Here is a 14,739-nt window from a genome sequence, read left to right as displayed (position 1 = left end):
GAACCCGGAGGCCCTCCCTTATTTCAACAACTTCGAAGATCGTGTCACCGCGTACTCAACCTTTGTGGTCAGTACAGCTAGGCCGTGGCGGACCGGACCCCGAGGGCGATGAGCACGACCGCCGTGACCCGGGCGCCGATGTTCTTGAAGCGGGCTCCCCGCAGGGCGTGGGCGGCCCTGCCGACGAGGATCGTCCACCCGAGGAGCCAGAGCGCGATCAGCAGCGCGTGGGCGGTGGCCAGGGTGAGGATCTGGCCGACGAGGGACTCGCCGGGGGTGATGAACTGGGGCATCAGGGTCAGGTAGATGGAGGCCGCTTTCGGGTTGAGGACGTTGGCGAGGAGCGCCTGAAGGTAGGCGGAGCCGGAGAGTTCCGGCAGGCGCCGGTGGCGCCGGGAGGGCGCCGGGGAAGTAGCCGACCGCCAGGTCCAGATGCCCAGGCCGACGAGATAGGCCGCTCCGGCGAGCCTGACGGCGGTGAAGGCCTGGCTGGAGTGCATGACGAGAGCGGACAGGCCGGCCATGGCGAGCGCGGCGTGGACGTACAGGCCGGTGGCCGTGCCGAGGATGACGGGCACGGCCCGGCCGCGGCCACCTTCGGTGACCTGCCGGACCAGCAGGGCCAGGCTCGCTCCGGGAGTGGCGATCAGGGGGAGCAGCGCCACCAGGAACCCGGCGACGGCGTAGGGGTGGACCACGATGTCTCCGGGATCGAGAGCCGATGGGAGGGAACCGGGAGGGGAGTCAGGGCACGACGCGGTAGTGGGTGGTCAGGCGGCGGTCGTCGTCCAGGATGTGGAAGGCCAGGCCGGGGGGCTGGTCGAGGTCCGCGACCTCGTCGCCCTCCCAGGGCAGGCGCAGGGTCCAGGTCACGGCCGGTCCGACGATCAGCGGGCGCGCGGCGAAGGTGGAGACGGCCGCGGTGTGGGCGTGGCCGGTGAGGACGGCGATGACCTCCGGGTGCGCGTCGAGCAGGGCGGCCAGTCGCCCCGGCCGCTGGAGCGTCGAGGAGTCGGGCAGGGGGTGGTGGAGTGCGACCGGCGGCTGGTGGAAGGCGACCAGCGCCGGAGTGTCCCGGGGCAGGCCGGTGAGAGTGGTGTCGATCCAGGCGAGGGTCTGAGCGTCGAGGTGCCCCTCGTCGCGTCCCGGGATGGTGGAGTCGCACATCAGGACGGCGGTGCCGCCGATGTGATGGACCCGGTTGACGGGGCCTTCGCCGGGGACCTCCCCGAGCAGGGCCTTGCGGTAGGCCGGGCGCGCGTCATGGTTGCCGGGGCAGGTGAGCACGGGGAAGGGGGCGGCCAGGATGCGGGCCGCCTCCTCGTACTCGGACTCCTCGCCGTGGTCGGCGATGTCCCCGGTGACCAGCACGGCGTCGGGGAGGCGGGGCAGGGCTCGCAGATAGTCCATGATCCGGGTGGCGCGCCGGGTCGCCCGTTCGCCGCCGTCCAGGTGCAGGTCGCTGATCTGGGCGAGCATCGTCGTCATCGTGTCGCTTCCCTCTCGCGGTGGACGCCGCACGCCGATCCGCGCCGGCCTGCGCGCAGTCGCGCCGTGGTTCAGTCCCTAATGGAAAATTATCTATTTTCCATTAGGAACCTTAAGCTGCGAGCGAGGATGTGATCAAGTGATCGGCGACCGGATTCGCGATCGGAGAGGGAAGAGGAGAGCCGTGGAGCGCTGCCTGGCGTTGGAACTGGCGAGCACGATCCGCCACGATGGGGACGGCGGCGTCGCCGACGACCTGGCCACGGTTCAGGGGACGGCCCGCTGGGTGCGGGATCGGACCGGCGACATCGTCGACGGCGTCACCGTCGACGAGAACCTCATGGGCGAGATCGTGGCACTGCGGCAGGCGGTACGGGCGCTGTTCGCCCACTCGGTCAGTCCCGCTCCCCCCAGTCCCGCCGACGCCCATCGCCTCATGCCGGTCGACCGGGCCCTGGCACGCCTCAACGCGGCCGCCGGCAGGGAGCCGGTCACCCCGCAGATGGACTGGCCCTCCGGAGGGGCACCCGCGACCCGGCTGCTGTCGGCCGAGAGGGATCCGCACCTCCGGCTTGTCGCGGCTCTGGCCCGCGCCGCCATCGACTTCCTGACCGGTCCTCGGCGTGAGGATCTGCGGGCCTGCACCGCGCCGCGCTGCGTCCGCTACTTCGTCAAGAAGCACGGCCGGCAGGAATGGTGCAAGCCGTCGTGCGGCAACAGGGCCCGTGCCGCACGCCACTACCGCCGGCACGCGGCGGCCGACGCGGACCCCGCCCAGCCCTGAGAGCACCGTCCGGGAAAGTGCCGCCAGGGCCGCACTGAGATCCCGTTTCGCGCGGTGGCGGTGCGGGTGAGACAGGTCGCCGGATACCCCTGCGTCGACATGTCGAAGATTAAATGAGACAGGACACCTGCCGCGCCTGACCCGCGGGTTGTGGTGATCTGACGAACGCCGCTCACGATACGCCGGTCTCCGGAACGGGCACCGACTCGGCACCGGCCGGTTCGCGCCGGTGTCTGGAGGCCAGCTCGCCGAGCAGCTTCCAGGTGCGGCGCTCGTCCTCCGCGGAACCGATCGCGGTCTGGGTGTAGACGAGCTCGGTCACGCCCGATTCGAAGTACGCGGCCACCTGGTCCGCGAGCAGTTCCTCGTCTCCGATCGCGACCAGGTCGGCGGGGTGGTCGACGCCCTCGTGGTCCAGTGCCGCGCGATAAGACGGAATGGTCCCGTAGTACCCCATGTTCTTCTCCGCGCGGGACCGGGCGCCCGCCACGTCGGCGGTCACCACGCCGGAGACGATGGCGACGACCCGGGGCGCCGGCCGCCCGGCCGCCTCCGCGTACCGGGTGATGGTCGGCACGGTGTACTCGGCCAGCGTGCGCGGGCCGGACAGGATCGGCAGCGCGCCGTCGGCGAGTTCGCCCGCGGCGCGCAGGGTCTGCTCGCCCGCCGCAGCGACCAGCACCGGCACCCGTGGCCGCGCGCCCGGCACGCTCGCCGGCAGGGAGGTTCTGGCGACCAGCGTCTCGCCGCTCAGGTTCGCGGTGCCGTTCTCGAAGAGGTCGCGCAGCACCTCCAGGTACTCCCGCAGATGCCGGATCCTGGGGTGTGGCGCGATTCCGTAGGTCTCCTCGACGAACGACTTGATCGACAGGCCGACGCCCAGCGTGAAGCGCCCGTGGCCGGCCGCCTGCGCGGTCTGGGCCTGCATCGACATCGCGATCGGGTGCCGCGGGTAGATCGGCACGATCGCGGTGCCGACGTCGATGCCCGGCACCTCGCGCGCGGCCAGCGCGGCCAGCGTGATGGCGTCGTGGTCGAACCGCTGGGTGAACCAGGCCGAGGTCAGCCCCGCGGCGGCGAGCTCCTTCACCTCGCCGATCAGGGTGTCGACGGAGTTGGCTTCGGCGGACAGCCGCGTGTGATCGGTGGGCAGCGCGACACCGATGCGCATGGCGTACTCCAATCGTTCGGCCGGGGAGCCGGCCAGAAGTCTTTACTCGGTAAATATATTGCCTGAGGAAAGTGTTTTGACCGGGCCGTGGTGGTATGGGCCGTGGCGGTGCGGGCCGGGCCGGGGGTGGTACGGGCTGGGCCGCAGCGGTGCGGGGCGGGCCGAGCCGTAGCGGGATGAGGCGGGCTGGGGCGGCGCGGTGCGGTGCGGTGCGGTGCGGAAATATTTTCGCGGGACGGTCGCGCCCGGTGTCGATTCCGCCGGACGCCGTTCGTGTGATGGGTAGAAAGGCGGCGACGGTGCCGCACCGGCCCAGGAGGCGCGATGAAACAGTATTTGCTCAGCGTGTACCAGCCCGACGGAGGTTCTCCCGGGCCCGAGGTGCTGGAACCGATCGCATGGAACCTGGAGACCCTGGAACAGGAGATGAAGACCGCCGGTGTATGGGTCTTCTCCGGTGGCCTGCATTCCCCGGACACGGCGACCGTGGTCCGGGTCAAGGACGGCGACACGCTCATGACCGACGGTCCGTACGCCGAGGGCAAGGAACACCTCGGCGGGTTCACGGTCATCAGGGCGCCCGACCTCGACGCGGCGCTCGAATGGGGCCGCAGGCTCGCCCTGGCGATCGGGCTCCTCCCCATCGAGGTGCGGCCGTTCCAGGGCGAGGCGGGCGGCTGACGTCCGGCATGCGGGGTGTTTCCGCCTCGGAGATCGACCGCGTGTTCCGTGCCGAGTACGGTCGCGCGGTCGCTGTCCTGGTCCGCCTCCTCGGCGACATCGACCTCGCCGAGGAGGCGGTCCAGGACGCGTTCACCGTGGCGGCGGACCGGTGGCCCTCCACCGGCCTGCCGCCGAGCCCGGCGGGATGGATCATCACGACCGCACGCAACAGGGCGATCGACCGATTCCGGCGGGAGGCGACCCGCCGGGACCGCCATGCCCAGGCGGCCCTGTTGCACGCCGGCGACGAACCGCTGGAGGAGGGTGCCGTGCGCGATGACCGGCTCCGCCTGATCTTCACCTGCTGCCACCCCGCGCTCGCCGCCAATGCCCAGGTCGCGCTGACGCTGCGGCTCCTGGGCGGGCTCACCACCGCCGAGATCGCCCGGTCCTTCCTGGTGCCCGAGCCGACCATGGCCCAGCGGCTGGTCCGGGCCAAGAACAAGATCCGCGATGCGGGGATCCCGTACCGTGTCCCGGCCGAGGCCGATCTCCCGGACCGGCTCCGGGCCGTCCTGGCCGTGGTCTACCTCGTCTTCAACGAGGGCCACACGGCGAGCTCGGGCGAGCGGCTGGTCCGCGAGGAGCTCTGCGCGGAGGCCATCCGGCTGGGACGGCTACTGGCCGAGCTCATGCCCGACGAACCGGAGGTCATGGGGCTGCTCGGGCTCATGCTGCTCGTCGAGTCCCGCCGGGTCGCCCGCACCACGCCGGACGGCGACCTGGTGCTGCTGGCGGACCAGGACCGGGGCCGCTGGGATCGCGGCCTGATCGCCGAGGGCCAGGCCATCGTCCGGTGGTGCCTGCGGCGCGACCGGCCGGGCCCGTACCAGATCCAGGCCGCGATCAACGCCGTCCACAGCGACGCGCCGACCGCGGCCCTCACCGACTGGTGGCAGATCCTGGCGCTGTACGACCGGCTCCTGGCCCTGGTTCCCAACCCGGTCGTGGCCCTCAACCGCGCGGTCGCGGTGGCCGAGGTCGACGGGCCGGGGGCGGCGATCACCCTGGTCGACGGCCTCGACCTCGGCGGCTACCACCTGTTCCATGCCGTCCGGGCCGACCTGCTCCGGCGTCTGGGACGCGTCACCGAGGCGGCGCGGGCCTACGAGGAGGCGATCGCCCTCACCCGCAACGCGGCCGAGCGCGATTTCCTGCGGCGCGGCCGCCAGGCGCTCCCTTGAGTCCGGTGCTCACCTGGGCCGGGTGCTCACCTTGGTCCGGCGCGTCCGTGTACCGGCACCCGTGCGACGACCCGGTCCCGCCAGGACCGCCGGAGCGCACGGGATGACCGGCCGGGACCGTCAGGCGAGGGCGCTGCGGAGCCACTCCTCGACACCGGCGATGTGCACCGTGGCCCAGGCCCGCGCCACCTCCGGCTGGTGGGCGGCGATGGCGTCGCAGATCGCGGTGTGCTGCTCGCGGGTCTTCTCCAGGGCGTTCTCCTGGGTGAGGCCCCGCCAGATCCTGGCCCTGGTGGTGGGCCCCGAGAGGCTCTCGATGAGGGAGCACAGCACCGCGTTGCCCGAGCCCGCCGCGATGCGCTGGTGGAACTCCAGGTCGTTGGCGACCAGTTGCTCGACGCTCGGATCGGGAGGCAACTCGTCGAGGATCTTACGCAGCTCGGTGACCTCGGACTCGGACATGCACGTCGCCGCCATCGCGGTCGCCGCGGGCTCCAGGATCCGCCGGACCTGGAAGAACTGCAGCACGGTGTCGTCCTGGTGGAAGTCGACCACGAACGACATCGCGTCGAGCAGGAGCCTCGGCTCCAGGCTGGTCACGTACGTGCCGTCGCCCTGGCGCACGTCCAGCACGTTGATCAGGGCCAGGGCTCTGACGGCCTCGCGCAGGGAGTTGCGCGACAGGCCGAGCCGATCGGCCAGGTCGGCCTCCTTGGGCAGTCTGCTGCCCGGGGCGAGCTCGCCAGACAGGATCATCTGCTTGATCTTGTCGATAGCGGCGTCGGTGACCGCCACTCTGCACCGTCCTCAGGTTGCGCCAGACATCCGATGTCTATGAGTGTATGGCGAACCGGACCGGATCCACCCCCATCACGCGACGGACGGTTCCGCGGACCTCCAACGTGCGCAGGTGGGCCGCGGCCTCCCCGGCCGCCATCCCGCGCAGCACGGCGGGGAAGTCCTCCCACGGGCGGTTCCAGGTCATACGCCCGGCGATCTCCCAGATGGTCAGGGGTTCCTCCGCCTCGGCGAGCAGGGTGGTCAGCCGTCGGAGCTTCTCCTCGTGGTGGACGCCGATCTCCGTCGCCCGAGCCGCCGTGTCCTGAAATATCCATTCATGGGCGGGTAGGGCTTCGAGCTGCCCCAGGCCCTTCACCTTCTCCAGCGACTCCAGGAAGTCGCTGAGCGGATCCACGTCCGCCCGGTCGTACGGGTAGATCCCGATGTGCGGCGTGATCGCCGGAAGCACGTGGTCCCCGGTGAAGATCCGGTCGGCGTCCTCCAAATGCAGGCAGACGTGGCCGGGCGTGTGGCCGGGCGTCCAGATCGTCCGGAGCCTGCGTCCCGGCAGGTCGATCAGGTCGCCGTCGGTGAGGACGCGGTCGGGTACCGCGGGTGGCTGCGGCCGGTTCCCCGTCACCTCCTCCACCTCGACGGTGCCCGCTCCCGCCCGGCGCAGCATGTCGGCCTGGAAGTCGCGGTGCGCGTCGCCCTGGAAGTCCCGCATGAGGCTGATCAGCGCGGCGTCGGCCTCGTGCATGGCGATCCACGCGCCGGACTCCTCCCTGACCTGACCGGCCAGCCCGGCGTGGTCGGGATGGAAGTGGGTCACGACCACCCCGCGCACGTCGCGGACGTCCATGCCGACCGCCCCCAGCCCGTCGCGCAGCGCCAGCCACGCCTCGGGGGCGTTCCAGCCCGCGTCGACCAGTACGGGACCGGCGGGGGACTCGATCGCGTAGACCAGCGTGTAACCGAGCGGGTTGCCGGGGATCGGGACGGGCACGCTCCACACCCCGCCGCCGGTGTCGAACGGACGCTGCTCGCTGTACGGCCTGCGACGGGATTTCAACGCTGGTGCTCCTTGTGCGGCCTGCGGGATGTCAACGGTGGTGCTCCTTGCCGGCGCCGCTCAAGACGCTTCAGGGGGTCGGCGCCGCTCAGAGGCGCTCCAGGATGGTCGCGGTCGCGAGCGCCCCGCCCGCGCACATCGCCACCAGCGCGGTCGAGGAGTCGGACCGCTCAAGCTCGTGCAGGGCGGTGGTGATCAGCCGTGAACCGGTCGCTCCGACCGGATGGCCGAGCGCTATGGCGCCGCCGTTGACGTTGACCCGTTCCATGTCTGGCTTGTGCACCGATGACCAGGATAAGACCACCGAGGCGAAAGCCTCGTTCACCTCGAACCTGTCGATGTCAGCCGTGCTCATCCCGGTCGCGGACAGAACCCTGGCGGTCGCGTCCACCGGCCCGTCCAGGTGGTAGTACGGCTCGGAGCCGACGAGCGCCTGGGCGAGGATGCGGGCACGGGGCCGCAGGCCGTGCCGGGCGGCGGCCTCCTCGCTCATGAGCAGCACCGCCGCCGCGCCGTCGGAGATCTGGGAGGAGGTGCCCGCCGTGTGCAGGCCGTCCTCGCCCATGACGGGCCTGAGCCCGGCCAGCCCCTCGACGGTCGTCTCGCGCAACCCCTGGTCCCTGTCGACGACGCGGGTCTCGCCGGTGGGCTCCCCGTCCTGGCGGAGGACCGGCGCGGTCACCGCGACGACCTCCCGGTCGAAGCGGCCCTGGGCCCACGCCTCCGCGGCGAGGCGCTGGGACCTGGCGCCGAACCTGTCGAGCCGCTCGCGGGTCAGCCCGCGCCGCCGCGCGATCCGCTCGGCGGCGGTGAACTGGTCGGGCAGGTCGATGGCCCAGTCGTCGGGCCGGGGGTTGGCGGGCAGCACGTTGGAGCCGAGCGGCGCCCGGCTCATGACCTCGACGCCGCAGGCCACGCCGACGTCGATGACCCCGGCCTGGATGAGCGCCGCGACCAGGTGCACCGCCTGTTGCGAGGAGCCGCACTGCGCGTCGACCGTGGTCACGCCCGTCTGGTACGGCAGCCCGGCGTAGAGCCAGGCGTGCCGCCCGACGTGGCCGCCCTGCTCCCCGGCCTGCGTGACGCACCCGGCGAAAACCTGTTCCACGGCGGCGGGGTCGATGCCCGACCTGCCGATCAGGCCGTTGAGCGCCGCGGCGAGGACCGCCTGCGGCTTCAGCCCGGCGAGCCACCCGTTGCGCCTGCCGATCGGGGTTCTCACAGCCTCGACGATCACCGCACCCATAACGATCTCCTCGCCATCCGGCTTGGAGCCCGCGGCCTCCGGGCGACCGGCTCCGCCGATCCGCCCGCTCGCGCGTCGCTCCAGAACGTCGCTCTAGTCGCCTTCCGTAGCGACTGTAACGGGTTCTAGTTTCAGGCGGAAGGAGCGGCGGGGTTTCCCGCGGAACGGAGGCTCAGGCGGAGGGGCGGAAGTCGGCGAGCAGGCGTCCGGCGGCGATCTCGATGCGCCGCTGGATCTGCTCGTACGTGCGGCGGCCCCTGAGCATCTCCATGAGCTCGTGCACCCAGACGCTGGACAGCGAACCCGCGAGGGCGAACTGCTCCTCGGTGGCGGTCTCGATGGTGAGGTCGTCTCCGGCGACGCGGAGCAGCAGCCCCGCCATGCGGTCGCCGAACGGTATGTCGACGTCGGCCATGATCAGCGAGCGGATGAGCGCGTCGGCGAGCTCGGGCTCGCGCATCAGGCCCCGGGTGGCGCGCATCAGGACGTCGACGGCCCGTCCCGAGGCGGTGGAGGCGTTGGGCGGGCGGCGCTCGATGCTGGTTTCCAGAAGATCGATCTCCTCGCCGACGACGGCGACGACGAGATCCATCTTGGAGGGGAAGTATCGGTAGAGCGTTCCGAGCGCGACCCCGGCGCGCTCGGCGACGGTCCGCATCTGCATCGCCTCGACGCCGCCCCGCGAGGCGAGGGCGGCGGCGGCCTGGACGATGCGCTTGCGCCGCTGGTGCTGGCTCCTGGTGCGGACGCCCGTGGACGCCGATTCGCTCTGCATGCCGGATGCCCCCTCGGTCGTGGCCGGATCGGCGTCGCTCGGGGCGTGCCTGCCGGCCCGGTGCGGGGTGACCGGCGTCTCGGTGGTCACACGCGGGGTGCGCATGAGAACACGTTATCTGATTTCCGGATACTCCGATGGGTTACTCGCCAGTCACAAAGATGCCCCACGCTTACATGGCATATGCGGTGCGGCGGTTATGCGATGACTTATTGCGATTGGCCGGCTCTGGACACAGAATAGAATCTGTTCTACTTTCCGGAAGGGCGACGCGGCCGACAGAAACCCTGGAGCGCCAGTGGACTTCAATCTCGACGAGACACAGACCGACCTGCGCAAACTCGCGGTCGACCTCCTCGGCAGGGAGGTGACCCCGGCCAGGCTCGAAGCCCACGAGAAGGGGGGCGCGTCCTACGACGCCGCCCTGTGGCGATCCCTGGCCCAGGCCGGGCTGCTGGGCGTCTGCCTGCCCGAGGAGGCCGGAGGCTCGGGGCTCGGACCGGTGGAGATGGCGGTCGTCCTGCGGGAGATCGGCGCCCACGTGGCCCCGGTCCCCGCCGAGCAGAGCCTGGTCGCGGCGCAGGTGATCACCAGGTACGGCTCCCGGGAGCAGCGCGAGGCACTGGCGCCGCTGGCCGACGGCGAGATCTCGCTGGCCGTCGCCCCCGCCGAGCCGGGCCGCGACTTCGGTGCCCCGCCGGTCACGACCGCCCGTGAGGACGGCGCCGGATGGGTGCTGGACGGCGCCAAGGGCACGACTCCCTACGCCGCCCAGGCCGCGAGGATCCTGGTCCCCGCCGCCACCGCCACCGGGGTCGGCCTGTTCCTGGTGAACCCCGCCGAGGCGGACCTGCGGCCGGTGCCGACCTCCACCGGCGAGCCCGCCGCCGCGTTCACCCTGGCGGGCACCCCGGGCGAGCTCGTCGGGGCCGTGGACGGTACGGTGGCCGACGGCCTGCGGAGGCTGGCGCTGGCCGGGAACATCGCCGTCGCCTCCGGCGTGCTGGCCGGGGCGCTGGCGCTCACCACCGAGTACATCAGGACGCGCAAGCAGTTCGGCCGGGCGCTGGCCGAGTTCCAGGCGGTCACCGTGCAGATCGCCGACGTCTACATCGCCGGCCGGGCCCTGGACGTGGCCGTGTGGTCCGGAGCGTGGCGGCTGGCCGAGGGAGCGGACGAGGAGGCCGAGACGGATCTGGCCGTCGGCGCCCTGACCACGACCGACCAGGCGCTGCGGGCGCTCTACACCTGCCAGCACCTGCACGGCGGGATCGGCGTGGACGTGACCTACCCGCTGCACCGCTACTTCGCCTGGGGCAAGCACCACGCCCATCTGCTGGGCGGGGTGGAAGCCCGGCTCGACACGATCGGAGCACTCGTCTGATGCTGATCGACCTGACCACCGACCAGAAGAGGCTCCGCGACGAGCTGCGCGAGTACTTCCGGTCGTGCCTCACCGCCGAGGGGCGCAAAGAGATCTCCGCCGACCCGTTCGGCAACGCCTACATGGAGCACTGCCGTACCCTCGGCCGCGACGGCAAGCTCGGGCTCGGCTGGCCCAAGGAGTACGGCGGCGGCGGGTACGGCCCGCTGGAGCAGCAGATCTTCGCCAACGAGATCGCCCGCGCCGAGGTGCCGTACCCGATCATCACCGTCCAGACCGTCGGCCCGACCCTCATGCAGTACGGGACGGCGGCGCAGAAGGAGTTCTTCCTGCCGCGCATCCTGGCCGGGGAGTGCCACTTCGCGATCGGCTACAGCGAGCCCGGGGCGGGCACCGACCTGGCGTCCCTGCGCACCACCGCGGTCCGCGACGGCGACCACTACGTCGTCAACGGGCAGAAGATCTTCACCTCGGGCGGCCACTACTCCCAGTACATCTGGCTCGCCGCCCGCACCGACCCCGACGCCAAGAAGCACCGCGGGATCACGATGATGATCGTCGACTGCTCCGACCCCGGCTACTCGTGGACCCCGATCATCACGATGGACGGGAACCACCACACCAACTCCACCTACTACTCCGACGTGCGGGTGCCGGTGGACATGGTCGTGGGGGAGGAGAACAAGGGCTGGGACCTGATCGTCAACCAGCTCAACCACGAGCGGGTCACGCTCGGCCCCGCGGGCAACATCGCCCACACCTACGACCGGTTCCTGGCCTGGGCCCGCCGCACCGGCACGATCGAGGAGCCCGCGGTGCGCAGGGCACTCGCCCAGGTCTACGCCTACTTCCGGACCAACGAGCTGCTGAACTGGCAGGTCGCGGCCAACATGGACCTCGGCTGGCTGGGCGCCCCCGACGCCTCGGCCACCAAGGTGTACGGCTCCGAGCGGCTGCAGGACGTCGGCAGGATCGTCGGCGAGGTCCTGGCCCGCTTCGGCGACCCGTCGGACCCGGACACCGCGGACCTGATGAACCGCGTGGACCGCGGAGCCAAGGGCGCGCTCGTGCTCACCTTCGGCGGCGGCGTCAACGAGGTCCAGCGCGAGCTCATCGCCATGCTCGGCCTGAGCCTGCCGAGGCCGCCCCGATGACCGCGACCCCCACGGGGCCCCCGGCGTCCGAGGCCGCCCCGGCGGCTCCTACCGCCGCGACGACTCCGTCGTCCCCGGTGGCTCCGGCGTCCGCGTCGGAGGAGTCCGCCTCCCTGCACGAACGGCTCACCGCCCTGGCCGAGCGGCAGGCCGCCGAGGGCGAGGTGCTCGGTGTCGCGGCGGCGGACTCGGTGAACGTCCCGATGATCCGGCACTGGACCGACGCCATCGGTGACACCAACCCGCTCTACACCGACCCCGAGGCGGCCGCCGCCGGGGTGCACGGGGAGATCGTGGCCCCACCGGCGATGATCCAGGTCTGGACCATGCCCGGCGTGGACGGGAGCAGAAGGAAGCAGGCGAGCACGCCGATCGACGCCGTACTCGAGATGCTGGACGGCAACGGCTACACCGGCGTGGTCGCCACCAACTGCGAGCAGACCTACCACCGCTACGTGAGGCTCGGCGAGTTCCTGGTCCCGGCCACCCGGTTCACCGGCATCACCGGCCCGAAGCGGACCGCGCTCGGCGAGGGCTACTTCGTCACCTGGAACATCACCTGGTACGCCGACGGCGAGGCCGTGGCCGACATGCTGTTCCGGGTGCTGAAGTTCCGGCCCAGGGAACGGGCGGGTGAACCGGGTGAACCGGGTGGGGGCGCCACCGCGACCGGCGCGGGTGTAGCCGCGGGGAGTGGGAACGGGCGCACGCCCGCCGAGAACGCTCCCCTTGGGAACCCGCCCGCCCAGGACACGTCCGCGAGGGACACGCCCGCGAGGGACACGCCCGCGGAGGACGCGCCCGCGGAGGACGCGCCCGCGGAGGACGCGCCCGCGGAGGACGCGCCCGCGGAGGACGCGCCCGCGACGCGGGGGGACTCGTCCCCGCGCACGCCGTACCCGCTGAGACCCGCGATCAACGCCGACACCGCCTTCTTCTGGGAGGGCGTGGCCGCGGGCGAGCTGCGGATCCAGAAGTGCGCCGACTGCGGCGAGCTCCGCCACCCGCCGGGACCGGTCTGCCCCTCGTGCCGCTCGGCCGCCCGAACGTTCGTGACGGCGAGCGGCGAGGGTGAGGTCTACAGCTACGTCGTCCATCACAATCCGCCGATTCCGGGACTTCAGACGCCTTTCGCGGTTGCCGTGGTGGAACTGCCGGAAGGTGTGCGGATCGTGGGCAACGTGGTGGACTGCGCCGCTTCGCGGGTGGGTATCGGTATGCCGGTGCGTTTGACGTACCGCCAGATGGACGACGAGCTGATCCTGCCCATGTGGGTCCCCCTGGAGGCGTGATGCGGACACTTACCGACGACGAGGTGCGGGTCGGAGCTCGGCTTCCCGAGCTCGCGGTCGGCCTGAGCCCCACCGTGGTCGTGTCGACCGCCCTCGCGACCATGGACTTCACCCCCGTCCACCACGACGTCGAGGGCGCGAGGGCTCAGGGGTCGAAGGACATCTTCCTCAACATCCTGACCACCATGGGTCTCGTCGAGCGCTACGTCACCGACTGGGCCGGGCCCGAGGCGATCATCCGTGGCATCAACGTCAAACTCGGCGTCCCCGCGTACGCGGGCGACAGGCTGGCCTTCAGCGGCACGGTGGCCGTCTGCGAGGACGGCGAGTACACCGTCGAGGTCCGCGGCAGGGTCAGCCTCGGCGACCACGTCTCGGGCACCGTCAGGTTCGCCCTTCCCGCTCGCTGACCGCGCTCCGGCGGCTGCGAAAAGGAGAAACGCGGAAACGCGGAAACGCGAAAACACAGAAAGGCCCTCACCAGCGTGGTCTCCTTCTCCGGGAGTACGGTCGTCGCCGGGATCGGCGCGACGGAGTTCTCCAAGCAGTCGGGCAGGTCCGAGCTCCAGCTCGCCGCCGAGGCGGTGTTCGCGGCGCTCGACGACGCGGGCCTCGCGCCCTCGGACGTGGACGGCCTCGTCACCTACACCCAGGACGCCAACCAGGAGATCGCCGTGGCCCGCGAGGTGGGCATCGGCGACCTGTCGTTCTTCTCCCGCGTCCACTACGGCGGCGGCGCGGCGTGCGGAACCGTGCTGCACGCGGCGATGGCCGTGGCCACCGGGGTCGCCGAGACCGTGGTCTGCTACCGGGCGTTCAACGAGCGCTCGGGGAACAGGTTCGGCCAGCCCGACGCCCGCATCGGCGGCGAGCCCTCGTCCCAGGGGCTGGAGATGAGCTGGCACGTGCCGTACGGGCTGATGACCCCCGCCGCCTGGGTCGCCATGTTCGCCCGGCGCTACATGCACACGTACGGCGCCACCTCCGAGGACTTCGGCCGGGTGGCGGTCGCCATGCGCAGGCACGCCTCCACCAACCCGGCCGCGTGGTTCCACGGGCGCCCGATCACCCTGGAGGAGCACCAGGCGTCCAAGTGGATCGCGGAGCCGCTGCACCTGCTCGACTGCTGCCAGGAGAGCGACGGCGCGGTGGCGCTGGTGGTCACCTCCGCCGAGCGGGCCAGAGACCTGCGCAGGTCACCCGCCGTGATCACCGCCGCGGCCCAGGGCTCGGGCGCCGACCAGATGATGATGACCAGCTACTACCGCGACGACATGACCGGCCTGCCGGAGATGGGGGTGGTCGGCCGCCAGCTCTGGAAGCAGTCGGGCCTCGGGCCCTCGGACGTGCAGACGGCCATCCTGTACGACCACTTCACCCCGTTCGTCCTCACCCAGCTGGAGGAGCTGGGCTTCTGCGGGCGCGGCGAGGCCCGCGACTACGTGGCAGGGGGCGGCATCGAGATCGACGGCCACCTGCCGGTCAACCCGCACGGCGGCCAGCTCGGGGAGGCGTACATCCACGGCATGAACGGCATCGCCGAGGCCGTCAGGCAGATCAGGGGCACCTCGGCCAACCAGGTCGCCGGGGTGCGGAACGTGCTGGTCACCGCCGGTACGGGCGTGCCGACCAGCGGGCTGGTCCTGTCGTCGGAGTGACCCGGAGGACGCGAGAAGGGCGCGGCCG

At 71.5% G+C, this 14,739-nt stretch carries 15 protein-coding genes; 8 read left to right on the top strand and 7 right to left on the bottom strand.

Translation table 11 applies throughout. The features are described 5' to 3' along the window. Positions 1-77: 77 nt before the first annotated feature. Positions 78-698, bottom strand: a complete 621-nt coding sequence (locus ACSDR0_RS10590; protein WP_435288583.1) for a LysE family translocator — start codon at positions 696-698, stop codon at positions 78-80. A gap of 46 nt (positions 699-744) precedes the next feature. Next, positions 745-1,488, bottom strand: coding sequence for a metallophosphoesterase (locus tag ACSDR0_RS10585; protein WP_435288582.1), 744 nt, complete (start codon positions 1,486-1,488; stop codon positions 745-747). A gap of 184 nt (positions 1,489-1,672) precedes the next feature. Between ACSDR0_RS10585 and ACSDR0_RS10580 the strand changes: the two genes are divergently transcribed. Next, positions 1,673-2,272: a CGNR zinc finger domain-containing protein gene (locus ACSDR0_RS10580; protein ID WP_435288581.1), complete on the top strand. Its 600-nt coding sequence runs from the start codon at positions 1,673-1,675 to the stop codon at positions 2,270-2,272. Between the two features lie 172 nt (positions 2,273-2,444). Here ACSDR0_RS10580 and ACSDR0_RS10575 read toward each other — a convergent pair whose 3' ends face one another. After that, entirely contained in the window at positions 2,445-3,443 is a 999-nt protein-coding gene (locus ACSDR0_RS10575) for a TIGR03564 family F420-dependent LLM class oxidoreductase (RefSeq protein WP_435288580.1), read from the bottom strand. A 324-nt stretch (positions 3,444-3,767) separates the two neighbouring features. Here ACSDR0_RS10575 and ACSDR0_RS10570 point away from each other — a divergent pair, with 324 nt between their 5' ends. Both ACSDR0_RS10570 and ACSDR0_RS10565 read left to right on the top strand, forming a co-directional pair. Further along, a complete protein-coding gene (locus ACSDR0_RS10570; RefSeq protein WP_435288579.1) occupies positions 3,768-4,124 on the top strand; it encodes a YciI family protein in 357 nt (118 codons plus the stop codon). An 8-nt stretch (positions 4,125-4,132) separates the two neighbouring features. Beyond that, a complete protein-coding gene (locus ACSDR0_RS10565; RefSeq protein ID WP_435288578.1) occupies positions 4,133-5,350 on the top strand; it encodes an RNA polymerase sigma factor in 1,218 nt (405 codons plus the stop codon). 120 nt (positions 5,351-5,470) lie between these two features. On the opposite strand, the gene ACSDR0_RS10560 is transcribed toward ACSDR0_RS10565, so the two are convergent. From ACSDR0_RS10560 to ACSDR0_RS10545, 4 genes are all read right to left on the bottom strand, one after another. Further along, positions 5,471-6,145 (bottom strand): FadR/GntR family transcriptional regulator, encoded by a 675-nt coding sequence (locus tag ACSDR0_RS10560; protein WP_435288577.1) that lies wholly within the window; start codon positions 6,143-6,145, stop codon positions 5,471-5,473. A 37-nt stretch (positions 6,146-6,182) separates the two neighbouring features. Then, positions 6,183-7,202, bottom strand: coding sequence for an MBL fold metallo-hydrolase (locus ACSDR0_RS10555; RefSeq protein ID WP_435288576.1), 1,020 nt, complete (start codon positions 7,200-7,202; stop codon positions 6,183-6,185). Between the two features lie 88 nt (positions 7,203-7,290). Then, complete coding sequence (locus ACSDR0_RS10550; RefSeq protein WP_435288575.1) at positions 7,291-8,448, bottom strand: steroid 3-ketoacyl-CoA thiolase; 1,158 nt, start codon at positions 8,446-8,448, stop codon at positions 7,291-7,293. A gap of 172 nt (positions 8,449-8,620) precedes the next feature. Next, entirely contained in the window at positions 8,621-9,223 is a 603-nt protein-coding gene (locus ACSDR0_RS10545; RefSeq protein ID WP_435288591.1) for a TetR family transcriptional regulator, read from the bottom strand. A 298-nt stretch (positions 9,224-9,521) separates the two neighbouring features. On the opposite strand from ACSDR0_RS10545, the gene ACSDR0_RS10540 reads away from it, so the two are divergent. From ACSDR0_RS10540 to ACSDR0_RS10520, 5 genes are all read left to right on the top strand, one after another. After that, positions 9,522-10,607, top strand: a complete 1,086-nt coding sequence (locus ACSDR0_RS10540) for an acyl-CoA dehydrogenase family protein (RefSeq protein ID WP_435288574.1) — start codon at positions 9,522-9,524, stop codon at positions 10,605-10,607. Then, positions 10,607-11,761 (top strand): acyl-CoA dehydrogenase family protein, encoded by a 1,155-nt coding sequence (locus ACSDR0_RS10535; RefSeq protein WP_435288573.1) that lies wholly within the window; start codon positions 10,607-10,609, stop codon positions 11,759-11,761. Before ACSDR0_RS10540 ends, ACSDR0_RS10535 begins: the two co-directional genes overlap by 1 nt. Then, a complete protein-coding gene (locus ACSDR0_RS10530) occupies positions 11,758-13,053 on the top strand; it encodes an OB-fold domain-containing protein (RefSeq protein WP_435288572.1) in 1,296 nt (431 codons plus the stop codon). The genes ACSDR0_RS10535 and ACSDR0_RS10530 overlap by 4 nt, the downstream gene beginning before the upstream one ends. After that, positions 13,053-13,463: a MaoC/PaaZ C-terminal domain-containing protein gene (locus ACSDR0_RS10525; RefSeq protein ID WP_435288571.1), complete on the top strand. Its 411-nt coding sequence runs from the start codon at positions 13,053-13,055 to the stop codon at positions 13,461-13,463. Before ACSDR0_RS10530 ends, ACSDR0_RS10525 begins: the two co-directional genes overlap by 1 nt. 75 nt (positions 13,464-13,538) lie before the next feature. Further along, positions 13,539-14,711: a lipid-transfer protein gene (locus tag ACSDR0_RS10520; protein ID WP_435288570.1), complete on the top strand. Its 1,173-nt coding sequence runs from the start codon at positions 13,539-13,541 to the stop codon at positions 14,709-14,711. The last annotated feature ends 28 nt before the right edge of the window (positions 14,712-14,739 follow it).

Source organism: Streptosporangium sp. G11 (genome assembly GCF_051192615.1).
In the GTDB taxonomy this organism is placed as follows: Bacteria; Actinomycetota; Actinomycetes; order Streptosporangiales; family Streptosporangiaceae; genus Streptosporangium.
This window is presented reverse-complemented; position numbering and strand designations above follow the sequence as displayed.

Excerpts from the sequence above, each read along its gene's own strand:
- ACSDR0_RS10585 (WP_435288582.1), bottom strand. The coding sequence starts at position 1,488 with ATGACGACGATGCTCGCCCAGATCAGCGACCTGCACCTGGACGGCGGC.
- ACSDR0_RS10575 (WP_435288580.1), bottom strand. The coding sequence starts at position 3,443 with ATGCGCATCGGTGTCGCGCTGCCCACCGATCACACGCGGCTGTCCGCC.
- ACSDR0_RS10570 (WP_435288579.1), top strand. The coding sequence starts at position 3,768 with ATGAAACAGTATTTGCTCAGCGTGTACCAGCCCGACGGAGGTTCTCCC.
- ACSDR0_RS10565 (WP_435288578.1), top strand. The coding sequence starts at position 4,133 with ATGCGGGGTGTTTCCGCCTCGGAGATCGACCGCGTGTTCCGTGCCGAG.
- ACSDR0_RS10550 (WP_435288575.1), bottom strand. The coding sequence starts at position 8,448 with ATGGGTGCGGTGATCGTCGAGGCTGTGAGAACCCCGATCGGCAGGCGC.
- ACSDR0_RS10545 (WP_435288591.1), bottom strand. The coding sequence starts at position 9,223 with ATGCAGAGCGAATCGGCGTCCACGGGCGTCCGCACCAGGAGCCAGCAC.
- ACSDR0_RS10535 (WP_435288573.1), top strand. The coding sequence starts at position 10,607 with ATGCTGATCGACCTGACCACCGACCAGAAGAGGCTCCGCGACGAGCTG.
- ACSDR0_RS10530 (WP_435288572.1), top strand. The coding sequence starts at position 11,758 with ATGACCGCGACCCCCACGGGGCCCCCGGCGTCCGAGGCCGCCCCGGCG.
- ACSDR0_RS10525 (WP_435288571.1), top strand. The coding sequence starts at position 13,053 with ATGCGGACACTTACCGACGACGAGGTGCGGGTCGGAGCTCGGCTTCCC.